Below are 26680 nucleotides of genomic sequence, written 5' to 3' on the forward strand. Positions count from 1 at the left end.
AAAAACTTATCGTACCTACCGAAGTGTTTTTTAAGCAAAGTTCCTAAGATTAAGGGACGAAGACAGGAAACAGAATCAACGAATTTCATGGTATATTAAAATGTTATCATTATATGAAAGAAGAAAAGAGGAATAAAAATGGAGAAAAACAAAAATTTTTTAACAGAAGAAGAAAATATCAAAATCAATATTGTAACAGAAAATGACGAAGAACTCAGCTGTGAGGTTGTTGGTATCTATGAAGCGGGAGAATACGAATATATTGCTCTCGTTCCCGACAATTCAGACGAACTATACCTCTATCGCTACGAAGAAGGAGAAGACGGCCTGAAATTGGACAGCATTGAGGATTTGGATGAAATGAAATTGGCGGAAGAAGTGTTCTGGGATGTGTTTGGAACCGATGAAGAAGACTTTGATGAAAAACATCATCACTGTGGTTGCGGTTGCGGTTGCGACCACGAACACTAAACCGTTTACAAACAACTTTTGAAAAATGCTGAAGTATGTTTTCATTGGATAATGTCTGAAATAATGTTTCTTTTCCTATGAAACAGTGATAAAAACAACAACTTTGATAACAAACCGACAGCACTGAAAATGAATGGCGTATCACAACTTCATTCATTTTTCTTATGTGTAATACTAACACATGATAGAATTATTATCCCTAAAAATGTAAAAATAAAATGTAAAAATATCTTGTGCCTCTTTCTTTTGAATGTCAGAAAATGAAGTATGTAGTCACTTAGGATGAGCAAAAATCAAAACGATGAATCACAAGCAAAGATATGAGGTAATTTAAACAGAGAATCGTATACAAAGGAGTATCCGCAATGGAACAAACTACACCGATAGAACAGATTGAAGAAACGGTCGAAACCGGAGAAGAATTGCTTTCCTGGTCGCAAAAGTTTTTGAATGCTTACGGAGTCAAAATCATTGAATCTCTTATCATTCTTACGATTGGAATAATCATTGCAAAGCTATTCAAAAAACTCATTAAAAAATATTTTGCAAAAGAGAATAACAACGCATCTGCGGGAGGGATTCTTTCTGAAACAACCTATATTTTTGTGGTATTTCTATCCATCATCACCGCACTCGCAAACCTCGGAGTTCCTGTTAATTCCTTTATTACCGTATTGGGTGCATTGGGAGTTGCAGTCGGTCTTTCGATGAAAGACAGTTTATCAAATGTGGCATCCGGAATTTTAATCTTGATGTTCAAACCGTTTCGAGTAAATGACCTGTTGACATTAAAAGACGGTATCACGGCAACCGTCATTGAAATCAGAGTCATGTATACCATACTCAAAAAAACGGACGGTTGCATTGTATTTATTCCAAATTCAATAATTTCCAATACAGAAATAACGAATTACTCTTCCACACCGATTCGACGAATTGAAATTCGTGTCAATATCAGCTATGAAAGTGACTATAAAAAAGCAATTTCTCTCCTTCAAAACTTGTATGCTTCCAACGAAAAAATCTTGCAAGATCCCAAACCGGTATTCGGTGTTTCCGCATTTCGCGACAGCTCTGTTGAAATCACAGCCATGCCTTGGGTAAAAACAGAAGACTATTGGAACACATACTTTGAATTGATGGCAAACATCAAAGACTTGTTCGACAAAAATCATATTGTCTTCCCTTATCCGCAACATACCGTTCATCTGGAAAATGATATGAAACCAGATACGGAAAACCGAAAACAATAAATAGAAACTCCATTAAAAAACTATTTTGTTTCTAAAATCATTAGAAGCGAAATAGTTTTTGTCATTTTCCGGATTTTTACAGTTCTACAAAAATTTTTTTTGCAAATTATTTTTCTTTTTCTTTTTTATATCAATACTGTGTAAGTATTGATATAATCAGAAATACAGAGCTGAGTATAAAATCCGTTTCCCACTCTTTTCAACTTTTTTGAAAAAAAATTAAATTTTTTTCAAAAAAACTCTTTACAAACCGAAACATTTGATATATTATAATAACAGATAACAGTTATCAATTATATAATTGTTTCAATCCCATAAAATAAATGTAATAGCTAAGTTAATTTTTTAATCACCCCCAAAGAACAACTCATTCCCCTATGAGTTGTTCTTTTTTCTGCAAAAAACTTTCCATTTAAATTTTGATTTATGATTGATTTTTGGATACTTTTGATATAAAATACTTAATAGGCTGCTGGGACGTAATTTTTGTATTATTGTTTCAGGGAGGAAATACATTGGCAAGACCAAGAGGACCACGTTTCAAAGTGGCAAGAAGATTCGGGGTAAATGTTTGTGCTCACCCGAAAGCACTAAAAAGAGGCGCTACACAGGTTCGTAAGCAATCAGATTACGGTAAGCAATTAAATGAAAAACAAAAATTAAAAGCTTATTACGATATGCAAGAAAAACAATTTGCAAACTGGGTAGAAGCTGCGATGTCTGCAAAGGGTAATGCAGGAGAAAATTTGGTTCAACGATTGGAATGTCGTTTAGACAACCTTGTTTACCGTCTGGGATTTGGATCTACACTTCGTCAGGCAAGACAAATGGTAGTTCATCACCATATCTTAGTAAACGGAAAAAGAGTAGACAGACCTTCTTATGAAGTAAAAGTCGGAGATGTGATCAGCTTGAGAGAAAGATCTCAAAGTATCGATACATTCAAAAACAACTTCAAAGAATCACTATGCAACTTAAGCTATCTTCAAAAAGATGAAAACAACTTGAGCGGAAAACTTGTTGCTCTTCCTTCAAGAGAAGAAGTTCCAATCGAAGTTACAGACTCTCTTATCATCGAGTACTACTCTAAATAAGACATGCAAAAAACCTCTATTTCAAGAGGTTTTTTTAGTTTACATAATATGTTGTCTTGTAACTATTTTTTCCCAAGCTCTATCTCTTACTGTATCGTGCCGACTTCGTCTCACACTTTCGTAATCTGTTCCAAAAAACTATTCTTCTTTTGTAACAGAAAACGATGTTTTATATCCCGTAAAATGATTCACTATCATCTCTTACCACACAAGTTATTCTTCAAAAAAGTCTTCTCTGTCCACTCAACTGAAAAGATAGACAGTGTCAATTCTTAGTCAAACAATCTTTTTTCCAACATATCCAAATCGCCGTATCGAGGATCTAATTTTTGTTGTTTTTTCAAGATACGATATAGGCTTTTCGCTTTTTCCGTTTTTCCGATATTATAATAGCTTACAATCATAGAAAGATATCCGTTGTCAAACGGAATTCTTGCTTTCTTAAAATATCGTTCCATTTTTTCAAAATACTCAACTGCTTCTTTGTAATCTCTTTTGTAGTAGTATTGCATTCCAATTTGGAAATTGAACACATCCTGTTCTTCTTCTGTCAAAGTAAGGGTATCCAATCCTTTTTTCAAGATTGCGGCGGCACGGTCATATTGTTTCCAATGTTTCCCTAAATTCGATGCCCGTTTCAAATAATCTTCTTTTGTCTTCAATTTATTGAAATAATTTCGAAAAAGCACTGCGACAAAAAATACAATTAGTAATACATAGACTACCTTTAAGGAAGGTAATACTTCTCTTGTTGATGAAAACATTCTGATTCCTACTTTCTTTTTCTATTTTTCTATCCTAAATTATAGCACAGGACGACAGAGAAACATACCTTTTTTCAATGAGTTATTGTTTGTTTTTATGAATTTTTTCAAAGTTTTTATTCTCACAGTTCATTCTTTCAACCCGATATAGTATATATTATTCTCGTGATTTCTTCTATTTATATGTCTTTTTAGAAACTATCCTTGTTTTTTATACCAAAACAATGGATTTTTACTTCATTTTATTATATGATAATAGTAGCAAAAAATCTTATTTATCTGCGAGAGTATCAGTTGTTTTGTTTTCTTTGAACAAAAGTTTCTCTCTATATCAAGAATTATTTTAATGATATATCACTATTGGAGGTATCGATGAACTCATATCAAGAATTGGCGAATCATGCAAAAAATATCCGAAGAAACATTGTAAAGATGGTTACTGCCGCAAACTCCGGTCATCCTGGCGGTTCCCTTTCCGGTGTTGAAATTTTGACTTCTCTTTATTTTGGAGAAATGAATTTTGGAAAAGACAACTTCAAGGCCCCTAATCGAGATCGTTTCGTTCTTTCAAAAGGACACGCTTCTCCGTTGATTTATGCAGCTTTGTGCGAAAAAGGTCTGATTCCTGAAGAAGAACTTGCAACTTTCCGAAAAATCAATTCAAAATTACAAGGTCATCCGAATATGAACTATGTGGACGGCGTGGAAATGTCCACCGGTTCTTTGGGTCAAGGCTTATCTGCGGGTGTCGGCATGGCATTGTCTGCAAAAATACACAAACAGGACTATCGAGTCTTTGTATTAACAGGAGACGGAGAGATTGAAGAAGGCCAAATTTGGGAGGCGGCAATGAGTGCTGCTCAATTCAAATTAGACAATTTGGTTGCTATCGTAGACAACAACAACCTTCAAATTGACGGCGAATTGGAAGAAGTTATGAGTCCATATCCGATTGCAGAGAAATTCCAAGCATTCGGATGGCATGTTATAGAAGTAAACGGACATGATTATGATGAATTGTTTGCTGCTTACAAAGAGGCAAAAACAATTTCCGGCAAACCTACCTGTATTGTCGCAAAAACAATCAAAGGAAAAGGTGTTTCTTATATGGAAAATCAATGTGGATGGCACGGTTCAGCTCCAAACGCGGAACAATGTGAACTTGCACTGAAAGAATTGGAGGCATAATCAATGAAACGAGCAACGAGAGATGCATACGGAACTGCATTGGCAAAAATCATTCAAGAAAATAAAAATATTGTTGTACTGGACGCAGACTTATCCAAATCGACAAAATCTGCGGAAGCAAAGAAAGTAGCTCCTGACAGACATTTCAATATTGGAATCGCGGAAGCAAATATGATGGGAATCGCTGCCGGACTTGCAACTTGCGGAAATACTGTTTTTGCAAGCACTTTCGCTATGTTTGCGACAGGTCGTGCCTATGACCAAATCCGAAATTCTATCTGCTATCCGAATCTAAATGTAAAAGTTTGTGCCACTCACTCCGGATTGACTGTCGGAGAAGATGGCGCATCTCATCAAACTGTAGAAGACTTAGCTTTGATGAGAGTGATTCCGAATATGAAGGTATTTTGTCCATGCGACGGAGTTGAAACGGAACATATCATTCGTGCTGTCGCTGAATTGGATGGTCCTTGTTATGTAAGATTAGGTCGCCCTTCAGTAGAAGACATCTTTGATGAAACTTATCAATTTGAAATTGGAAAAGGTGTTACCTTAAAAGAGGGAAATGATGTTACCTTGGTATGTACAGGATTTGAAACAGGACAAGCACTACAAGCTGCTGAAGAATTAGAAAAAGATAACATTCACGCGAGGGTCATTCATATCCATACCATCAAACCAATCGATCAAGAAATTTTAGTCAAAGCAGCGAAAGAAACAGGACTAATCATCACTTGCGAAGAACACAGTATCTATGGAGGACTTGGTTCAGCAGTTTCAGAAGTGGTAAGTGAACAATATCCTTGCAAAGTGGTAAAAGTAGGAATTCAAGATACGTTCGGAGAAAGCGGAAAACCGATGGAACTTATTGAAAAATACGGTCTATCAGCTCAACATATTGTAACTGTCGTCAAAGAACAACTTTCAAAATAAAAATATCTTTTATCAAGAAATCGTCTTTTCTATCGGGAAAGGACGATTTTTTTCCTATTTTAGCCGACAAAAAAGCACCGGAATCTTCCGGTGCTCTTATTCTTTCTATTCTGTTTATGACAATTAAGAAACGTGTCCTGTTTCTGCCAAGATTTTCTTTTCTTCGTCTGTCATCTTTGTAACTGTGATTCCCAAGTACGCAAATACTGCAGTCACAACAATTTGTACATAGTTAAATACTAACCATGGTGCATATCCGCCTGCTCCCCAAATCGGAACTCCAAGTGTGGTACTCATGAACACCCCACATGTATGCCATGGAATAAATGCTCCGGATACTGTTCCGGCAGATTCCAATGCATTTGATAAACATTTAGGGTGAAGACCGCGATCTTGATATGTTTGTGCATACATACGACCTGGTACAACGATTGAGATATATTGTTCAGGCATAGCCATGTTACTGAAGATACATGTGATTTCTGTCAATACAACCAATCCTGCATCCGTTCTTACAAGTTTCAAGATTTGTTTTACGATGATTTCCATTTGTCCTGTCATTTCTACAACCCCACCGAACATCATAGCGATGATTGTCATAGATACGGAGAACATCATACTCATAATTCCACCTTTTGAAAGCAAGCTCAAGAATGCATCCAATTCATCAGGTGTAAATAATGCCGCTACATCAGCAGGTAAGTTTTCTACTGTTGCTACATAACCGTTCATACCACAATCGAAAATTGCTCCCAAATCACAACTTCCTCCTTGGAAGATAGGTCCCATTACCGCTGCAATCAATACCCCAAGTGTAATTCCCGGAATAGCAGGCATTTTCTTAGCAATTGTTGCAATAACGATTACAGGAGGTAGCATAAGAATCGGACTTACGTTAAATTGACTCTTAATTGCTGTTTGCAAGTTGATAATTCCTTGTAACTCTGCATCTCCCCCACCGAATTTCAAACCGACTGTAACGAATACTACCATTGCGATAAGGTAACTTACACCTGTCGCTTTCAACATATATTTTACGTGAGTAAATACGTCTGTTCCCGCCATAGCAGGTGCTAAGTTTGTTGTATCGGATAAAGGTGACATTTTATCTCCAAAGTATCCTCCCGACAATGCAGCCCCTGCTGTGATTCCTGCAGGAATTCCAAGTCCTTGTGCAATCCCGATCAATGCAATCCCCATTGTTCCCGCTGTTCCCCAAGATGTACCTGTTGCCAAAGATGTAATAGAACAGATAATCATTGTAGCAGGTAAGAAGATTTTTGGTGATAGGATGTTCAAACCGTAATAAATCATAGAAGGAACAACCCCTGCCACCATCCATACTCCGATTAGAATCCCGATAACCATTAGGATCAAAGCAGATTGCATCGCTTTTGTAATCCCGTCAATCATAGCTTGTTCCAATTCGCTGTAAGTATAACCGATTTTTAATGATATCAATGTTGCAACGATAACTCCGCAGAACATCGGTACGTGTGGGTCAACTCCATATTTGATAATTGCAATCGCCATAATCACGGCCAACAGACCGAATGACAACAACGCCTCGCCGAGCGTCGCCTTTCTTACTTCTCTTTTTTCTTCAGACACTTTCATGTTCTCCTTTCAAAAATATAAAAATAAATAGAATAATGCCATTCTACAAGAGATAATTTTGAAAAATACCACTGTTATTAAAACCGTTTTTATGTAATACATAAGACTTATGTAAGCGAAATTACATCATCTTAAAAACGAAACCGAGGTTTTTATATACCTATCCCCCGTATATGTTATAGCACCGTGCACCATATACATTATAACAACGATTTTTTATTTTACAATACTTTTACAAAAAATTTTTAGAAAACTCTAAAATTAGTAAAAAACAAACGTTCTATCTACCATTTCTTTTGGAAATATATTTCAAACTATTCCTTTAAAGTTTCGGTACAAAAAATTTTTCAAGATATTCTCAACACACAAAAAGCACCGGAATCTTCCGGTGCTCTTATTCTTTCTATTCTGTTTATGACAATTAAGAAACGTGTCCTGTTTCTGCCAAGATTTTCTTTTCTTCGTCTGTCATCTTTGTAACTGTGATTCCCAAGTACGCAAATACTGCAGTCACAACAATTTGTACATAGTTAAACACTAACCATGGTGCATATCCGCCTGCTCCCCAAATCGGAACTCCAAGTGTGGTACTCATGAATACCCCACATGTATGCCATGGAATAAATGCTCCGGATACTGTTCCGGCAGATTCCAATGCATTTGATAAACATTTAGGGTGAAGACCGCGATCTTGATATGTTTGTGCATACATACGACCCGGTACAACGATTGAGATATATTGTTCAGGCATAGTCATGTTACTGAAGATACATGTGATTTCTGTCAATACAACCAATCCTGCATCCGTTCTTACAAGTTTCAAGATTTGTTTTACGATGATTTCCATTTGTCCTGTCATTTCTACAACCCCACCGAACATCATAGCGATGATTGTCATAGATACGGAGAACATCATACTCATAATTCCACCTTTTGAAAGCAAGCTCAAGAATGCATCCAATTCATCAGGTGTAAATAATGCCGCTACATCAGCAGGTAAGTTTTCTACTGTTGCTACATAACCGTTCATACCACAATCGAAAATTGCTCCCAAATCACAGCTGCTTCCTTGGAAGATAGGTCCCATTACCGCTGCAATCAATACCCCAAGTGTAATTCCCGGAATAGCAGGCATTTTCTTAGCAATTGTTGCAATAACGATTACAGGAGGTAGCATAAGAATCGGACTTACGTTAAATTGACTCTTAATTGCTGTTTGTAAGTTTGCAATCCCTTGTAATTGTGCATCTCCTCCACCGAATTTCAAACCGACTGTAACGAATACTACCATTGCGATAAGGTAACTTACAGCTGTCGCTTTCAACATATATTTTACGTGAGTAAATACGTCTGTTCCCGCCATAGCAGGTGCTAAGTTTGTTGTATCGGATAAAGGTGACATTTTATCTCCAAAGTATGCTCCCGACAATGCAGCCCCTGCTGTGATTCCTGCAGGAATTCCAAGTCCTTGTGCAATCCCGATCAATGCAATCCCCATTGTTCCCGCTGTTCCCCAAGATGTACCTGTTGCCAAAGATGTAATAGAACAGATAATCATTGTAGCAGGTAAGAAGATTTTTGGTGATAGGATGTTCAAACCGTAATAAATCATAGAAGGAACAACCCCTGCCACCATCCATACTCCGATTAGAATCCCGATAACCATTAGGATCAAAGCAGATTGCATCGCTTTTGTAATCCCGTCAATCATAGCTTGTTCCAATTCGCTGTAAGTATAACCGATTTTTAATGATATCAATGTTGCAACGATAACTCCGCAGAACATCGGTACGTGTGGGTCAACTCCATATTTGATAATTGCAATCGCCATAATCACGGCCAACAGACCGAATGACAACAACGCCTCGCCGAGCGTCGCCTTTCTTACTTCTCTTTTTTCTTCAGACATTTTCATGTCCTCCTTTCAACAAAAAATAAGATAACTATTAAAATATAATTCCTTTTTTTCGATTCTTCATACTATGTAACAAGCAAACGGAACCGAGTCTTTCTATCCTCCTTCCTGTCTCTCAATTTGAATAACTACATATAAATTATAACTCTATTTTTAAAATTTACAATACTTTTACAAAAAATTTTTAGAAAACTCTAAAATATTTTAAAAATATGTGTTTCTATATTGAGAAAATATATTTTTTTATGATACAGAATTTTCTGTATCTTTATTTTTTGTATTTCATCTATCATTGACTCTCATACTTCCAAGCGATATACTGGTAGTAGCTATTTATAATGATACAAGTTGAAATTTCAATAAAGCACCCTGTGTGTCAGGCAAGGAGAATCACTATGACAACACTACTACATTTACAAAACGGAACTGATATTCGAGGAATCGCATTAGAAAATGAGAATGGACTCCCTGTCACTCTATCACAAGCTTCTACACAAGCTATCGCTATCGGTTTTATCAATTGGCTTACTAAAACTCAAACTTCATTCCACTCCCCTATGACACTATCAATCGGAACAGACTCGAGATTGAGCGGCTCACAACTGAAAGAATGGTTAACGGAAGTATTTGTATCTTACGGAATCCATGTCATTGACGTAGGTCTTGCGACAACTCCCGCTATGTTTATGAGCACTGTTTTTCCTTCCTATCAGTCAGATGCCGCCATTATGATTACAGCAAGTCACCTTCCTTATTTTTACAACGGATTCAAATTTTTCACGAAAGACGGCGGATTGGAAAAACATGATATTACCTATATCCTGAATCATTCGGATACCACTTCTTTCCCGAAAGGAAAAAGCTCAATTTCTAAAAGAAATTTGATTGCAGATTATTCTGCTCACTTAATACAAAAAATAAAGGAAGAAACGAATTGCGCTCTTCCTTTAAAAGGAGTTCATATTATTGTCGATGCCGGAAACGGTGCAGGCGGATTTTTTGTGGAACAAATCTTAACTCCTCTCGGCGCCGATACAACAGGAAGTCAATTTCTGGAGCCGAACGGACTGTTTCCAAACCATATTCCGAATCCTGAAAATAAGGAGGCTATGCATTCCGTTTCATACGCAGTAACAAAACATCATGCTGATTTGGGAATTATTTTCGATACGGATGTTGACAGGGCGGCTATCGTTTTATCTGACGGCAAAGAGGTCAATCGTAATCGCTTCATCGCATTGTTATCCGCCATCACCTTAGAGGAACATCCTCAATCCGTTATTGTTACCGATTCGGTTACTTCCTCCGGTTTGGCGGAATTTATCCAAGCGCACGGCGGTATCCACCATCGGTTCAAGAGGGGGTATCGCAATGTTATCAATGAAGGAATTCGAATCAACCGAGAAACTGACAAACCATGTTATCTTGCCATAGAAACCTCGGGCCACGGAGCAATGGCAGAAAACTCTTTCTTAGATGACGGCGCTTACCTTGTTGCCAAAATTTTGATTTCCTTATCCAAGTGGAAACAGAGCGGACTCACAATAGAACAAATTCTTTCGTCCCTGAAAGAACCCGCGGAAGAAAAAGAATATCGCATTCCTATTTTGCATAAAAATTTTAAGGACTATGCAACTGCTATTCTGTCTGATTTACAGGAGTATATTTTGAATCACAAGAATTACTCTGTTGCACCAAAAAATTATGAAGGTCTCAAAATACTGACACCTACAGGATGGTTTTTGATTAGAATTTCCTTGCACGAACCTCTTTTGGTATTAAATATGGAAAGCAATACGGAAGGTGGAATACAAAAAGATTTGGAAATATTGTATGAATTTTTTGCAAACTATAAATATTTGAATCAAAATGTGTTAAAATAAAGATATTCATACTTTTATCATACACATTATTGATTCAACAGAAAGGGTGACCATTGATGCAAAAAAAGAAATTACTCATTTATCCTGTGCTTTTATTGGTGATTCTATGCGGAATTTTTATCTACAGCAAAAAAACTCCAACTGTACCGACACAACCTACAGAACCTCCGAAAGAGGACTCTTCCGATAATGTCAATATTACAGATCCCGACTCGGATTCACAAAAACCGACTACCGATACAACGGATTCCGGTTCCGTAGAAGACGGAAAACACTTCATCATTTTAGAAAAAATAAATGCTGATTCCGGAAGAATCACTTTTGACAGAGCAGATATCTTCTTTAGCGGACAGGATGATGAAGAAATCAAAAAATTAGGAGAAAATCCCGATGAACTTCCAAACGGATATCTAATTGACAACAAGGATGAAACACAGTTCACCCTGACATTAGATAAAAACGTCAACATCAATTTGCTTGATAACGAAAGCGATAATCCCGCTACTACATTTAAGACTGTTTCTTTGGAAGAATTTTTGAAAATGGTTGGAACAGAGCAGGTACATTCCTACTTCTATATCACCGTCCAAAACAATATCATAACAGATATGTATGAACAATATGTTCCTTAAACTAAAAAAAGGTACTGTGCCGGAATCAATCATTCTCGGCAGAGTGCCTTTATTGACAGATAGCCTCTTCACCGAACACGGCAAGGAGGCTATTATTGTTTGAGTTACTGTTTTTACCGTACTTTATATTATACTACTCTTATCCTAAAATCCCATTAAACGATTAAACCATCCAATCTCTACAAAGTATAATTTTGATTGTTTCTATTTATTGTTTTCAGACTTACCCAAAAACCGTATCGCAGATTTTTGGGCTTTTTCTATTTTTTCAGATACTTCGTTTTCCACATCGGATGAAGAAATCCACCTTTTGCCGAATATTGTTTGTGCCGCTTCTATGATGATTCCACAAGGATACCACTCTTTTTCTTCCGAAATTGCTTGAAGAAAGACCATCTTTGTTCGTTCACGAATCTCTTCTGCATTACCTCGATGAAATGACAGTTGCATCAAGCTCGTTGCAGACCATGCACGACAAAGACCATCATCATCAGCGAGCATTTTCCGTGCCAAAAAATCAATCTCTTCTGAAGTTCCCACACATCCTAAAGCTATGATAACCTTTTGACGAAAAACTACATCATCGGTATCTGCAAGCGAAATCAAAATAGGAATCAGCCGATTGCAAAAAGATGCATAAAAGTCTCTGTGTTTCATGTTAGAAAGAAGTTGTGCTGTCAAAAAAGCGGTATCTATTCTGAATTGTTCTCCTTCCACATCGTCCAGACGCTCAAATAAAAATTCTATCCCTTCTCTTCCATGTTGATCAAAACTGTTTTGCAAATATAACTTACTCTCTTCTTCCCAATCTTTGCAAATAAGTTCATAATGATATGCTATCTCTTGACTTCCACCTAAATCAGCAATAAATTTGATTTTTTGACCGGAAGGAAAATTTTCTTTTTCCAAATCAAGGTATGCCTTTTGTAACTCTTCTTTCGTTAAGTTCGCACGATGAATTTTTTCCGCTTCAAGTTCCTGTAATAAGTTATCCGTAGACTTTGTCATTGTTTTTCTCTCCTTGTAATTTGACCCTTCTTAAATTACACTATCATTTTCCATTCTTTTCCTCAAACCGCGAACAAAGACTCCTCGCTCTTTCATCAAATTCTGTCCCTTGTAATGTTTCAAACTCTTTGCGATATATTTTCAGCACTTCAAAAGAATAGTAGTAGAAACTGTAGAACAAATCGTCCGGAAAAACATTCTCTTCTTCATAACGGAGTTCATCCTCTTCTTCATCATAAACTTCCGACCATAAATATTCTTCTTTCAACATATCTTCAAAAAAAGGCAACGGATCCGCATGCTCCAATTCATCTCCGTCACGAAAACTCTCTGCTATTATATCAAAACCTTCCAGCAAATCCTCTACAATATATCTTGCACTCTTATTGGTACTACTTTTAGCAAGAGCTTTCTTAAAAAGTCTCCCAAGAAAAATCAGTGTAAACGGAGCTGCGTACCACAAGGTACTCTGATGCTCAATATTGATGGATACTTCGTACAACGCCGCCTCTACTTCCTCAATATTTTTCATCTGCTCAAGTACTTCAAAGTACTGAGGAAACAATGTTGCTCGTCCATAAGTTGTGGGAATCCTATGCCAAGGTATCTCCTCCATCTTTACCGTATTGATATAGTTTTGATTTCTTTCTGTCATTCTTATCCCTCCGTTTTTATTATACTATCTCTTGTACTGATCTACTATCATCACTTTAAATACTGTTCACGATTTAAGTCTCCAATATTCCGTTCCGCTCACTTCAATTAGGACAAATTTAAAAAGAATACGTTCTTTCAAATTCGAGTTTATGATAATTGATACTAAAACTCTATCGAATGATTTCATAGAAAATGAAGTGTTGCTTGAGACTGTTATGTACAGCCTCTGTGAAATTGTAAATAAATTGATTCATGAAACAATCAAAAGAATAACTTATATAGATTCGATTCGTTCAATCATTTCATACTGTTTCATATACAATCTACTTTTTGCTTATGCCTGTGTAGTCTATTCTCTTTTTCATACGCATATACTATATATCCATTTTAAAACGGTTTGGTATGATTCTCAGAACTATACCTACTAATATGTCAGATACATCCCATTTCCCTATTTACGCAAACAAATTCTATTTCTTGTGGATACAATGCCTTATGATAAGATTATATCTCATAAAAGCCTTATTTTCGATAGATGATTTGATTTTATAAAAAAAGAGATACAATTCCAAAAGCTTCGAATACTCAAGCTCTCTTCTCTGCATCCCTTTTCTTTTTCAAGCAAGCTTTATCAATAGATCTCGCCTCTATTTTGTTCTTAACACAGCTTTCCGTTCTTTATCTTTTACCAACATCGGAATAATCAGCTGTTTGCTTCAGTCTGTTGATTTTACCGGCACTTTTCTTGCTTTTAGAAACTTATCTTTTTAGTTTACATTTTTTCTGCGTCTATAACCGACTACAGTCAACAAACTTCCTAATGCAAATAGTGCCAATGCATACACAGCAGGATTTGCTCCGTCTCCTGTTTTTGGCAAGTGACGACCTGATTGTGCAATCTTCTTCAATAGTGTCGTCTTTTTCTCCTTACTTGAATGATTCAACTTGGTTGCTTTGTCAGTCTGTGTTGAATTCTCCAGTTGTGTCGGATTATCCGGCGGTGTTGTTCCGCTCGGTGGTGTCGGTCCATTCGATGGTGTTGTTCCGCTCGGTGGTGTCGGTCCATTCGATGGTGTTGTTCCGCCCGGTGGTGTCGGTCCATTTGGCTTATTCGGTTTATCAGGTTTATCGGGTTTTTCCGGAGTTGTTGTCTCCTTATTTGTAACCTCAAATCCATCCGCCATATCTCCGCTATAAATTACCTTATACCACTTTCCGAAGAACTCTATTTTTCCTCCGTTTTCGCCAACTTCTTTGATAGTATATTTATAATTTTCACCACCTAAAGTCGCTGATACAGGCAGGTCGGTAAAGATTGCAGTCCATTTATTTTGTCCGCTTAGTTGTTTTGTTTTTCCTGTTGCTACTCCGTCTTTATACAATTCTACGGTTACACTGTTAACTGGAGGAACCACAGCTACCTGAGTATCGTTTCTCCATACCTTAGTAACTGCAATATCTCTTATAGGCGGTTGTAAAGGTGTCCATGAATCAAGTTTTTTATTGATTACCGTAAATCCCCCTTGCATATAACCATCATAAATTACTTTATACCAATTATTCTCAAGTTGAACATAACCTTTGTTCTCTCCCACTTCTTTTACTTTATAGTCATAAGGATTTCCCTCATTGTTCTTTTCATCCAGATTTGTCCACGTGTAAGTTGTTGTTCCGTTGATTAACTCAACAGGAGCACCTTCCTCCTGTCCGTTCTTTAGAAGTTGTAATTTAATATTAGGATGATTTCCTACTACTCCTTCCCACTGTTTTGTTACTGTTACTTCTACTTTGTTTTGAGTATTCGGTTTATTCTCTATCTCTTTGAATGCAACTTGATTAGCGGTAAATTCATTCACTTTCACTTCAATCGGTGCTGTTAACGGTTGATATCCGTTAGGTGCTTTAATCTCAACAAGTTGATAGTCATCCTTAAGCAGATTTCCAATCTCACCACTTCCATCTGCTCCTGTTGTAATTGTTCCTACAGTTTCATTATTGCTAACACGAATAACTTTGAACGTTGCCCCGGAAAGAGGGGCTCCGCTACCCTCTGCTTTTTTCTTGATTTGGATTTTATACACATATCCTTCACCGGTACCACCGGCATACATAATTTTATAAGATGTAGCGTGTTTATGGGTTTGTCCATTATCCTCAAGTTCTGCTTCATTGTTAAACACTTCACCAACTACCGGGTCATAATTTATCTTAACTTTATATCTAAACTGTAACCCTTTCCCTGCCGGTCTACTACCTATAGCAACCGTAAAACGATTACCTTGAACACTAACTTTATTTGCAAATTCCGCTGTTATATCTCTTGGTTCAGTGAATATGATATCTGTTCCGGTTGGATTGCTGACCCATACCCCTTCAAACACCTGAAAAGAACCATCTACATATTCAACACCAGGACTTAACAGTGTATCAACAAGTGTAGCACCTACCATCGCTTTATTGGCTTGGTTGACATTTATCTTATAGTGTCCAATAGTTTTATTAGTCGAATCCATCCAACCGGCTTTAATTAATGGTACAGGTGTAACTTGCGGCGGGTTAAAAGTGACAGTACCTGCATCAACAACTGCATTATCTCCCTGAACAGTAAGTGTTACCGGAATAACACCGGTATTAAGTTGAGTATTGCTGTTAATCTGAGTATTAAAATAAAATGAGCCTTGAACGTTTGAATGTGTTTCTACATAATCAGTATAGGTAAGAACAATTTTTACAGGATTCCCATCAATTATTTGACCGTTTGCAACAAGATCAGATCCAGCCTTAACCTCAAATGTAAAAGGTTGTGCCGCCGCAAATCCTACCGGCAATATCATCGTAGTCGTATCTCCGGTGTGTACTGCATTATTGGGCAGCTCATAATTTGCATGTATCCTGAACGGTCTCCATGCACCTACCGGACCGCTAATAGGGTTATCATTAATATCGGTAACTCTCGCCCCTGTTATTACATTAGATGGCAGTTCTGCTGCATATACCATATTACTGAACTGTGTCGGTACAAGCACTGCCCACAGCATTAAAAAAACTAAGAAGACACCGATCCCTTTCTGTGCTATTATCATCTTTTTCATTTACTTTCTCTCCTTTCCTTGTTACTATTTTGACTTTGGTAAATACACATTGCATTTTCATCTACACAAAAAACACAAACAACGCAATGCTGAATATCTGCCAAAAGTCTTTCAATCCACAATAAACCAAACAATAAATCAAGTCCATCCGTTTGTCACGAAACCTCAAACATTCAATCTTTGTATGATACATTTACCATACTAAATTTTTCGGATATCCGACTTGCTTCCACTCAAACTTCACCTCTCAATTCATTCTCATGCGATTGTACCATTATACCCTAATATTTAAAGTTCAATCTTTGCACGCTACACTCACTCTCTCTAAATTTTTCAGGCATTCGTCTTATCTCCATTCGAACTACGCCTCGGCGTTTCTCATTTATCAATATTATTATAACACAAAATAGCACACAAAATTTTTTAAATTTATAATCTGTTCGTCAACTTTTATTTTAATTATGATTTTTAATCTTTGTTGAGGGTTGTTTTTATCCATTTTTAACTTTTATGAATCCCTCATTCTTTCATCAAATATGATAAATTGCGAACAAACGCGGTTTCTAAAAACACAAATTTTATAAATTTCAAAACTGTTTTATAACAAAACAGTTTGAATCAAATTGTAGATGAAGCATTTCTTCCCGGATGTAGGGGAGTAACCACAAATACATTTGTAAACAATAACATAAGTAATTGAGATAAAGATATCAAGCAATTTATACTAAAATCTAATAGAACTTTCATAAATCGTTATTTTGAAAGAAATGCTCTTTTTGACATTGTGATATTTGAAGCAACTGAAATAAAGTGTTGGACTTATTGAATCATGAACAGTATCTTACATTATGAAATATGGCAAGTGAAATAGACAATAGTATTAGTTACATTGTTATTTCGCTTTCATACTCCGATTTGATTTTATAAAAAAAGAGATACAGTTCCAAAAGCTTCGAATACTCAAGCTCTCTTCTCTGCATCCCTTTTCTTTTTCAAGCAAGCTTTATCAATAGATCTCGCCTCTATTTTGTTCTTAACACAGCTTTCCGTTCTTTATCTTTTACCAACATCGGAATAATCAGCTGTTTGCTTCAGTCTGTCGATTTTATCGGCACTTTTCTTGCTTTTGGAAACTTGTTTTTTTAGTTTACATTTTTTCTGCGTCTATAACCGACTACAGTCAGCAAACTTCCTAACGCAAATAGTGCCAATGCATACACAGCAGGATTTGCTCCGTCTCCTGTTTTTGGCAAGTGACGACCTGATTGTGCAATCTTCTTCAATAGTGTCGTCTTTTTCTCCTTACTTGAATGATTCAACTTGGTTGCTTTGTCAGTCTGTGTTGAATTCTCCAGTTGTGTCGGATTATCCGGCGGTGTTGTTGCGCTCGGTGGTGTCGGTCCATTCGATGGTGTCGGTCCATTCGATGGTGTTGTTCCGCCCGGTGGTGTCGGTCCATTTGGCTTATTCGGTTTATCAGGTTTATCGGGTTTATCAGGTTTATCAGGTTTTTCCGGCTTTACTTCCTTTTCATTGGTAATTACGAATCCGTCTACCATAGTGCCACCATAACTTACTCTATACCATGTTCCGGCTAACTCTATCTTTTCTCCGTTTACGCCAACTTCTTTGATGGTATACTCATAATTTTTACCACCTAAAGTCGCTGATACAGGTAATTTTTCAAAAGTAGCTGCCCAATTATTTGCTGATGTAAGCTTTAATGTCTTTCCTGTAGTCTTTCCATCTTGATACAATTCTACCGTTATTTCATCAACTGATGGAACAATCTCTGTTCCACTATCGTTTTGCCATACCTTAGTAACTCTAATATCTCTTGTCGGTGGTACCATCGGTGTCCACGAATTTTTTTCTTTGTTTGTTACTATAAGACCGTCTTTCATTGTTCCGCCATAAATAACTTCATACCATTTGTTATTTAATTGAATAGCATTTCCGCTTTCTCCGGTTTCCTTAACTGTGTAGTTATGGTTCTCTCCACCTAAAGTTGCTGATACAGGTAGTTTCTTGAATTCAGCTGTCCAGTTGTTAGCCTTTGTAAGTTCTTTTTTGTTCCCTGTTGCTGCTCCATCCTTGTATAGTTCTACTTCTATTTTTTCTACGGGAGCATTTAGGTCATTATTGTCCTTATCTTTCCAAAACTTAGTAACCTTTAAATCTCTTGTAGGTGGTTCCATCGGTGTCCATGGTGTTTTCTTCTTGTTAGTTACAGTTAATCCATTTTGCTGATCTGCACCATAAGTAACCTTGTACCAGTCGTTACCAAGTTTAATATTATATCCGGTTTCACCTACTTCTTGAACAGAGTATTTATGGTCATTTCCATATTTATCTGTTTTATCAAGATTTTTCCATTCATGAGTAGTATTTCCGTTGGTTAACTCAACCGGATTCCCTTCTGATTGTCCATCCTTTAAAAGCTGTAAGCTAATTGTAGGTTTATCTCCTGTCAATGGTGTTCCATCCGGATTTTCCCACTTTTTCGTAACTGTTACTGTTATTTTTTCTTTTTCTTTCTCTTTATTTACAATATTTTTTAATGCAATCTTATTAGTTCCAAAATCCTCAGGTTTAACAAAGATAGGATCTTTTAATTTTTGGTAACCTTTAGGAGCTTCAGTCTCAACAAGCTTATAATCATCTAAAAGCAAACCTCCAAGCTCACCTGTTCCGTCAGTAGTACTGGTAATTGTTCCGACTGTTTGTCCGCTGCGCACTCGAATAACATCGAATGTTGCGCCGGGAAGCGGATTACCGCTGTCCTCTCCTTTTTTCTTGATTTGAATTTTATATACATATCCCTCTGCTTGCCCTCCAGCAGCGAAATATTTATAACTATTTGTTCTTTCAACTTCTTCTATTTTCTGTCCTTTAAGGTTGGCTTTATTCTTAAATATTTCTCCATCTACTGGAATATATCCAATCTTTACCTTATAATTTACCCTGAGACCTTCACTTGGTTTCAAATCTCCAAAATTTAATTTAAAACTTCTTCCATCTTGTCCCCATATAACTGAAACTTCATTGGTAACAAGTCTCTCATTTTTTAGTTGATAATCTGATATATTTGAGTTCCATTGCCAACTACCTTTATAAACTTTCAAACTATTTTCTATATATTTTGTTTTTTCAGTTTGTAATTCATCCTCAAGCCAACCGTTTTTTATATCTTGACCTTTTCGATTTATAAATACACCATATGAAATTCCGTTGTTATTAGTTGACGATTTCCAAGAAGCTTTTTCCATAAACTGTCCATTAGCTTGACCCGGTCCTTCCCATTCTACTGAACCACCATTTATAATTTCATTGCCAACTTTAAAATCTAAAGTTATTGTTTTCTTTTCTTTTTCTTTTTCATGGTCTATTCTCGAATAAAAAAACAGAGTCCCTGTTACTCCTGAATGACTTTGTGGATAGTCAGTATAAGTTAAAGTAATTGTTTTTTTATTATGGTCTGCTTTTGCAATTGCAACCACTTTACCATTTGAGTCTTTAACATCAAATTTGATTGGAACATCTACAAATAGAAGTTCTTTAGGAAGTGTTATCGTCGTAGTGTCTCCTTCATGAATTTCATTATCTAAAAGCTTAAAAGCCATAATTACTTTCATAGCTTGCCATTGTTTTATATTATAAATAGCTCCACCACTTTCATCTTCAAGTCTAATATTTGTAATTACATTGCTCGGTACTTCTCCTGCATATACTACATTGTCGAACTGTAATATCATTGAACAAAACATCACAAATGCAAGAAGAATACTTAAACTTTTTTTCATTTACTTTCTCCCCTTTCCTATATTTATGTTAGACTTTGCTATTTTATCAGAAATAGGTTTAGACCTTAATTTATAGGTAAAATCCATCAATAAAGTCCTACCCGATCTGCCCACAAAAATCTCTCCCCCCACAGTTCAATAAAATAACAAAATCAACCAAATCATAATCTCTTAAACTCCAAAAGTTCCATCTTCGTGACTGTAATCACCCTCTAAGAGTTTGAGACATTTGACCGGTTACAATCTGAACTTCTCTTTCGGCTTGTTCTTATCTACCGCTTCATCATACCACAAAACCGAATATCTAATCATATTTTTTAACAATTTGTTCGCCTATTATTATTTTGATTACGACTTTTATACTAATCTCTGTTAAAATCCCTATCTCCAACTCTCTTTTATCTATGATTTTTTCAGATAATCATCTTGGTAAATTATCATATCCTTATCTCCATTCAAAAAATTTCGGTGGATTTCCGGCTTTTTATTTTTAGTTTATTTTGTCATAAATAAACAACCCCATCAATACAACATGCTAACCTTGTCTTCTGTTTGTGTTATGATAAAATAACTCCGACTGTTCTTTTGTAAGCAAGTTATCTTGCACAAGACGGTTCACAAAATTTTCTTCGTATCTTTCAAAATCCTCTATACAACCTACATTCTCAGCAAGGAGCAATAAAGCTTTCGCTATAATTTCAGAGTTTCGATTTCTTCCAAGCTCTGCTTCTATCTCTTCACACAACTTGTCTAAAATCTCATAATTTTCCTTGTCCGCCTTTTCAAAATCTCCGTTCCAATCGATTGTATCAAGTCTTTCTTTGAAATAAAGCAAATCTGTATCACTCATAGTATTCTCTCCCATCCTCTCTGTATGACCTTACTATATCAGCACTCTTTGAAACTACAACCATCGTTTTCTTGTTCCACCTAAGCGATGACATCCTCAATTTCCCTAACTTTGAGACGAACGAAGGCAAGGAGTCTTGTTATATGGAGTGTATGACAATCTGATTCTCTTTCGTATCAATCCTCTTACCATGACTATCCGTTACATCTGTTTGTCATCGCGAACCGGCGGAATACTGAAAAAGGTGTCCCCTATCTTGATTCTTGCGTAGAAGATTCCATCTTGATAATGGTATCCTTCAAATGGAGGATACTTGTCCAAAGTCTTCCGTACTTCATCAGGAAGACATCTAAAATCGTAATCTCTTAATGCACCTGCACCAATCAACCTCTCTGTTCGGTATGCTTTGATTTCTTTTTCATATTTTTTGCAGAATGTTTCCTGTTCCGTTTCATAAAGCGCCAAATCGTCTTCCTCCATTTTGTAATATCGGTCATATCCCGCAATCCAAGAAATATGAACACACAGCAGATGTTTCTCTATTTCAGGACAATACCCTATCGCAAAAAATTGCTCTCTGTTGATTTTCTGATTTTCTATGGTAATATTCCGTATCAAACAGTTCAAGTGAATACATCCTTTCTCTACCAATCATTTTAATTATCTTTTCATCAAAAGATTGCTTTTAGTTGACTTTCTATCGCTCTGCTTTGTATCAAATCATTCGTATCTATAATACTTGTCTACACCGATACCAATCGTATCCCAGTGTTTATTTTGATTATCTTGACGCCACAACCCTATACCGATATTCAAAAAACAATAACAATAATCCGCTTCACTGTCATCAACCTCATCGTCCTGTTCCATTATCATCTTAAGCAATTCATCTGCACTTGTTTCAAAAGCCGATACCCCATAAAGATACGGTCTGAGATTCCCGTCAATTCCACCAAGAAATTCAATGAATTCAAGCAATCCGCTTTCATCAAAGTCCAATCCCAATTCACTGTCAAAATAATAATGCCTGCCGGATTCTCCGTCACAGTTCGAAAAAACTCTGTCCGGTATTCCAATCAGCTTTTGCACCTCATTTATGTTCATCCCTAACATAATTTCCTTGTTGTCAATTGTTATCTTCTCAAGAGGAAATACTTCTACTCTCATTTCATTCTCTCCTAATTACATTCTATCAGCTTGTTTCTTATCCCTTTTATGGCAAGAGCACCCTTGCAACATCATAATTCGTTTTGTTCCCCTCACTTTTAGAAATTCCTTAATTCATCAAATAAGTTCAACAATTGCTCTTTATCGACTTTCAAGTCCTCCGGTAGTAAGTCTAATATTTCATCAAGCGCAGTATAAATATCCTCTCGCTCGACTGTATAGATAAAACAGTTTCGCTTATCCATCTTATTGAATCCCTCGGTATACTCCCTTACCAAAGTTTCAGCACTTGTCATAGCATCTTTATCAGAACCTTCTGCAATCTTTACGATTCCCGCTCTTGTCTTTCTATACAAAGTAGCTGCTTTCTTGGCATTGGCAGGTGTAATATTTTCCTGTCCGTCCCATGAACGAAACGGATTGTCCAAGTTCTGAGCAAGCCATTCGGGTTTTCTCGGCTTGCTAATCCAAAGATGAAGTCCGTCTTCTTTTCGCTTTTTATAAAGTTTCTTCGTTACTTTTGCAGCATCCTCCGGCAAGCTCTCCATCCAAAACATATACAAATTCGGAAGTCTATCGGGAGTTGGAATATCCTCTGCGGTAAAACCGAACAAGTCCATTGTTGTAAAAACTTCCAACTGCTGAAACTCCGACAACTTATCAAAATGAACAAGATTTCCCGGTTTTCCCCACAATCTTAATTCTGTAAGTTTTGGATATGCGTTCAAAACTTCCTCAATATCGAGTTCTTCGATTTTGATAACATGTAATTTTCCTAAAGCTTCCAAACCTTTCAACTTAGGAATCACTTTATCACATTGTAACAACAATGTCTGTTCATTTCCATTCGCCTGTATGTTGCAATTTTTCCTTACTTCTCCCAATAAAATAAGTTGCTCCAAACCGTCATTTAAGATAAGTTCTTCTACTCCTGTCATATCAATGGAAAGCGTACAAACTGATGTTCTTGAGAAATCCAGTTTTGTTTGGTTATGGTTCTCGAGAAACAGTTCAGAAATAAAAGGAGTGGATTGCAAATACTCATATAAATTTTTGTGCCATTTGTTTAATGTTAGATGAGTCAAACAAGGAAAAACCTTTAATTCCATTGCATCTTCAAAAGGTTTCCACTCATCATTCAAACGGCGCTTGGAAATGCCACACTCCTCTCCTACAAAGATGACTTTTTCTTCGCTCTTATCCGCTTTCTTAAATGCATCTGTCTGTTCTTTCGGTATTTCCTGCCATTTCAATTGTCTATAGACCTCATAACCGTTTCCCCATGTTGCGTATGAATTTGTACTCTCATCAGTTAAGGGAGTAACATTTCCAACGAAAGTATAATTTGTCGGTACATTCACATCAACATTTGATAGATGTATCCCTCGGTTCCAGTACATAAAGTCCTTATAAAGCGGTTTTATGGAAGATAATTCCTCCTCTTTCATAGGCTCTTCCCCCGACCAATCCAGTGAAAGAATGACCGCCTGCGGTTCCTTGTCATCTTCTTCTATCTTTGTGATTTGACAAGCTGTATATTTCTTTAAGTATTTATTATAGACGCAGTACACATCTCCTGCCTTTGCTATCATATTATTTCCTCCTTCTATTTTGTGTAGAAACTCCAATCGTTCTGCCAACTCTCAATTCCATGGTTTACCGATGCGATACTGAAATTCAATAAAACAATGTCATTATTCCATAAAAAATGAAACATTTCAGATGCTTAACAAATGATGAATAGACTCTGTGAACGTGTAAATAAACTGATGAATGATCATCAAAAGGATAGCTTGTAGAAATTAGATTGATTCAATCATTTCGTCGGGTTTTCGTATCAAATAACATCATACTGAATGTTGAGCACACAATCCGATATTACCGCAGATTGTTATTTCCTATAAAGTTCCGGTTTTTCAACCAACAATCCATACTTCAAATGAGGAAGTTGAATCATATTGTTGTATAACGCTTTCACTTCTTTACACGGTTTCAGTGTTAAATGCTCTATATTTTCAAGACTTAAAATAGGTGTATAGTCCTTGCTTTTTAGTATACCGGCTAAAAAATTAAAATATCTTAATTGTTTCATCTCATTGAGAAAATCAAAAGAATTTACATGAATATTTTTAGGCGCAAAACAATCTCCTTCGATTGACAAACTCTCTAAGTTGGTAAGATTGGCAAACAAACTGTAATCGTCCACTTTCTGAAAATTTTCTACCGACAAGGCAACCAAGTTTTTTAATTTTGAAATGGGTTCTATACTCTCTACACTTGCACCGGAACCTATGTGAAGATATTCCAGATTGGTAAGGTTGGTAATCTTAGAAAGATTCCGATATACGCCCCATTTGATGTATAACTTACGAAGATTTTGTTGTGCACAAACAGCATCAAGTAACTCTTGAGGCATCCTTGTACAGAAAGTCAGTTCTGTAAACGCTGTCGGATTATTCTGCAAAAAATCACACCATTCCTGTAAGACACGCTTCTTTTCCTTTGCTGTCTTATACTCCGGTGTAAAACTATCGCCTAATTGCGTACAGTTTATTGTCAATGCTTTTTCTCCGGTGTACTCCGATACTTCAACAATACATTTGTTCTCCGGTTCATCACGATGAAAGTAATCAAAACCGTATTTGATTTGCTTTTCATTTAGAATCGCCATAGATATCACTTCTCCTTCCATCTCCTACTCCAACTATTTATCTACTTCAGTTCAACCGAACTGATTATCCTATTTTGATTATCATGAAGTTGCTTGTACTGATACTTATGAAAGCTATTCGCAACCTACTCTCTATCAACAACACTCTTGAGCGATATGTATCATAGTAGTTTCATACCGCATGAATCGTTTGTGTCAAACTTCTGTCGTACTCACTTCTTCAAAATACTCGTCCAAATGATGATATATTTTCATATCTTCATCTGAACCGTCTCGCAAGACTGCATACTGATGTTCCTTCTTCTCATTGACAAAAACAAAATTATATTCACCGTAATAAGCCTGATATCCTTTGTCAGCTAATATCAAAATTTCCCCTTTTTTGAAGTTGAATATCTCTTTTTTAACACGATAAGTTTTTCCGACTTTCATTTTCATCCTATTCCTTCTCCTTCAAAAATACACTGTCGTTACTGCCATCAATCTGTAAACATGTTTTTTTGGATCAATCCATATCTTCTCTTGCAACAAACTTAACTGCAACAGACTTTACATCATACTCATGCTCTTATGTTCCGAAATCAGAGCATTTCTATTCTCACTTTCTGAAATGACAACATTCTTATTTCGAATTTCTTTTCCCATCATTCAGATGATTTGTGGTGACAGAGTACCTCGTCTATCATTTTCTCAATTTCATCATGATACTGCCGTTTGAACAATAATGTTTCTTTTACCGGTGTTAAATTTTTTTCATCCTGTATCAACTGTTCCAAAACAAGTCCGATATCTTCCATCGCATTGCCGCTCTTTCGTATTTTATAGCAAAGGCAATCAACCGCCCAATAAAACTTTGTTTTTTCTACATGATAGATTTCAATCGGTTTATAACATCTGATGACATGGGAAAATCGAGTTCTCACATCTTCCGTACAATACAAATGATTGTGAATCAAATACAACTCCTGTTTTCCGTATAATTTTTCTGCTGTTTTGCTTATCTTTTTTGCAATCAAATGTCTGACAACAATCAAAATCAGCAACGCAATCATCCCCAACAATACCAATAGGATGATATGATTTGTTGCGAACCATAATGTAGGTCCGATAACTACCGACATTGTGATAACCGCTCCAAACACAGGAATCACATCTTTTAACAAAAATATCATAACATCAATCGTAATTCTTTTCAGCCAATGATATCCGGTAATCTTATCGTTGTTTCGATTCACTTTACTCCCCACCTCATATATTATTATTTCACTTTTTTGAATTGATATTGTTTTACTGTTTTTGTCAGCGAAAGTACAATCATATTTATTTTTTCTTTTTCGGTTTTGGTGCAGGTAACTCATCATACATGGTCTTAAATAGTCCGATTAAATATTCTTTGTTATCTACATTATCTACCAAAAGCATTTCCTTTGCTCCGTCATATGGTAACTGATATTCTGCATTCGGCATATAATTTATCGCTGTTTGCACCGGTTTCACAAGCAACCTATCATCATATATTCCACCAACAATTTTTCCATTGTAGTAAATAATATATTCTCCCATCATTGCCCGATATGTTATTTCTTCCAACTCAGATAGTTGTTCTAAAATAAAATCTAAATATTCTTTCCTTGAAGCCATTTTTAATACCTCTCTCATTCCCTAAAACTTCAACAGTCCAT

General features: G+C 36.3%; 22 protein-coding genes. 7 read left to right on the plus strand and 15 right to left on the minus strand.

Going from position 1 to position 26680, the window contains the following annotated elements; all coding sequences use genetic code 11:
• Positions 1 to 138 precede the first annotated feature (138 nt).
• The 3 genes from HMPREF0389_RS07895 (at position 139) to rpsD (ending at position 2818) form a co-directional block, all read left to right on the plus strand.
• On the plus strand, positions 139 to 471 hold the full coding sequence (locus HMPREF0389_RS07895; RefSeq protein ID WP_014263100.1) for a DUF1292 domain-containing protein: 333 nt from the start codon (positions 139 to 141) through the stop codon (positions 469 to 471).
• Between the two features lie 365 nt (positions 472 to 836).
• The gene (locus HMPREF0389_RS07900) at positions 837 to 1724 is read left to right on the plus strand and encodes a mechanosensitive ion channel family protein (protein ID WP_014263101.1); all 888 of its coding nucleotides are present in this window, start codon (positions 837 to 839) and stop codon (positions 1722 to 1724) included.
• A gap of 515 nt (positions 1725 to 2239) precedes the next feature.
• Complete coding sequence (rpsD, locus tag HMPREF0389_RS07905; RefSeq protein WP_041250859.1) at positions 2240 to 2818, plus strand: 30S ribosomal protein S4; 579 nt, start codon at positions 2240 to 2242, stop codon at positions 2816 to 2818.
• A gap of 272 nt (positions 2819 to 3090) precedes the next feature.
• Here rpsD and HMPREF0389_RS07910 read toward each other — a convergent pair whose 3' ends face one another.
• Complete coding sequence (locus HMPREF0389_RS07910; RefSeq protein WP_014263103.1) at positions 3091 to 3582, minus strand: tetratricopeptide repeat protein; 492 nt, start codon at positions 3580 to 3582, stop codon at positions 3091 to 3093.
• A gap of 372 nt (positions 3583 to 3954) precedes the next feature.
• Between HMPREF0389_RS07910 and HMPREF0389_RS07915 the strand changes: the two genes are divergently transcribed.
• Both HMPREF0389_RS07915 and HMPREF0389_RS07920 read left to right on the plus strand, forming a co-directional pair.
• Positions 3955 to 4770: a transketolase gene (locus HMPREF0389_RS07915; RefSeq protein ID WP_014263104.1), complete on the plus strand. Its 816-nt coding sequence runs from the start codon at positions 3955 to 3957 to the stop codon at positions 4768 to 4770.
• 3 nt (positions 4771 to 4773) lie between these two features.
• Positions 4774 to 5703, plus strand: a complete 930-nt coding sequence (locus HMPREF0389_RS07920; protein WP_014263105.1) for a transketolase family protein — start codon at positions 4774 to 4776, stop codon at positions 5701 to 5703.
• Between the two features lie 123 nt (positions 5704 to 5826).
• Here HMPREF0389_RS07920 and nhaC (HMPREF0389_RS07925) read toward each other — a convergent pair whose 3' ends face one another.
• Both nhaC (HMPREF0389_RS07925) and nhaC (HMPREF0389_RS07930) read right to left on the minus strand, forming a co-directional pair.
• On the minus strand, positions 5827 to 7320 hold the full coding sequence (gene nhaC / locus HMPREF0389_RS07925) for a Na+/H+ antiporter NhaC (RefSeq protein WP_041250860.1): 1494 nt from the start codon (positions 7318 to 7320) through the stop codon (positions 5827 to 5829).
• 421 nt (positions 7321 to 7741) lie between these two features.
• On the minus strand, positions 7742 to 9229 hold the full coding sequence (nhaC, locus tag HMPREF0389_RS07930) for a Na+/H+ antiporter NhaC (RefSeq protein ID WP_014263107.1): 1488 nt from the start codon (positions 9227 to 9229) through the stop codon (positions 7742 to 7744).
• 401 nt (positions 9230 to 9630) lie between these two features.
• On the opposite strand from nhaC (HMPREF0389_RS07930), the gene HMPREF0389_RS07935 reads away from it, so the two are divergent.
• Complete coding sequence (locus HMPREF0389_RS07935; protein WP_014263108.1) at positions 9631 to 11118, plus strand: phosphohexomutase domain-containing protein; 1488 nt, start codon at positions 9631 to 9633, stop codon at positions 11116 to 11118.
• A gap of 56 nt (positions 11119 to 11174) precedes the next feature.
• Positions 11175 to 11750, plus strand: coding sequence for an LptF/LptG permease family protein (locus HMPREF0389_RS07940; RefSeq protein ID WP_014263109.1), 576 nt, complete (start codon positions 11175 to 11177; stop codon positions 11748 to 11750).
• Positions 11751 to 11954: 204 nt separating this feature from the next.
• Here HMPREF0389_RS07940 and HMPREF0389_RS07945 read toward each other — a convergent pair whose 3' ends face one another.
• The 12 genes from HMPREF0389_RS07945 to HMPREF0389_RS08000 form a co-directional block, all read right to left on the minus strand.
• On the minus strand, positions 11955 to 12758 hold the full coding sequence (locus tag HMPREF0389_RS07945) for a HEAT repeat domain-containing protein (RefSeq protein ID WP_014263110.1): 804 nt from the start codon (positions 12756 to 12758) through the stop codon (positions 11955 to 11957).
• Between the two features lie 43 nt (positions 12759 to 12801).
• Complete coding sequence (locus HMPREF0389_RS07950) at positions 12802 to 13413, minus strand: hypothetical protein (protein ID WP_014263111.1); 612 nt, start codon at positions 13411 to 13413, stop codon at positions 12802 to 12804.
• A gap of 769 nt (positions 13414 to 14182) precedes the next feature.
• Positions 14183 to 16507, minus strand: coding sequence for a Cna B-type domain-containing protein (locus HMPREF0389_RS07955; protein ID WP_014263112.1), 2325 nt, complete (start codon positions 16505 to 16507; stop codon positions 14183 to 14185).
• Positions 16508 to 17649: 1142 nt separating this feature from the next.
• Positions 17650 to 20310, minus strand: coding sequence for a Cna B-type domain-containing protein (locus tag HMPREF0389_RS08815; protein ID WP_014263113.1), 2661 nt, complete (start codon positions 20308 to 20310; stop codon positions 17650 to 17652).
• 535 nt (positions 20311 to 20845) lie between these two features.
• Positions 20846 to 21160, minus strand: a complete 315-nt coding sequence (locus HMPREF0389_RS07965) for a hypothetical protein (protein ID WP_014263114.1) — start codon at positions 21158 to 21160, stop codon at positions 20846 to 20848.
• 201 nt (positions 21161 to 21361) lie between these two features.
• On the minus strand, positions 21362 to 21787 hold the full coding sequence (locus HMPREF0389_RS07970) for a hypothetical protein (protein ID WP_014263115.1): 426 nt from the start codon (positions 21785 to 21787) through the stop codon (positions 21362 to 21364).
• Between the two features lie 93 nt (positions 21788 to 21880).
• Entirely contained in the window at positions 21881 to 22327 is a 447-nt protein-coding gene (locus HMPREF0389_RS07975; RefSeq protein WP_014263116.1) for a hypothetical protein, read from the minus strand.
• Positions 22328 to 22425: 98 nt separating this feature from the next.
• A complete protein-coding gene (locus HMPREF0389_RS07980) occupies positions 22426 to 23919 on the minus strand; it encodes a hypothetical protein (protein ID WP_014263117.1) in 1494 nt (497 codons plus the stop codon).
• A 299-nt stretch (positions 23920 to 24218) separates the two neighbouring features.
• A complete protein-coding gene (locus HMPREF0389_RS07985) occupies positions 24219 to 25019 on the minus strand; it encodes a leucine-rich repeat domain-containing protein (RefSeq protein WP_014263118.1) in 801 nt (266 codons plus the stop codon).
• Positions 25020 to 25193: 174 nt separating this feature from the next.
• A complete protein-coding gene (locus HMPREF0389_RS07990) occupies positions 25194 to 25436 on the minus strand; it encodes a hypothetical protein (protein WP_014263119.1) in 243 nt (80 codons plus the stop codon).
• A gap of 206 nt (positions 25437 to 25642) precedes the next feature.
• Entirely contained in the window at positions 25643 to 26233 is a 591-nt protein-coding gene (locus HMPREF0389_RS07995) for a hypothetical protein (protein WP_014263120.1), read from the minus strand.
• 85 nt (positions 26234 to 26318) lie between these two features.
• Entirely contained in the window at positions 26319 to 26639 is a 321-nt protein-coding gene (locus tag HMPREF0389_RS08000) for a TfoX/Sxy family protein (RefSeq protein WP_014263121.1), read from the minus strand.
• Positions 26640 to 26680: the final 41 nt, after the last annotated feature.

This window comes from Filifactor alocis ATCC 35896, from assembly GCF_000163895.2.
Classification (GTDB): Bacteria; Bacillota; Clostridia; order Peptostreptococcales; family Filifactoraceae; genus Filifactor; species Filifactor alocis.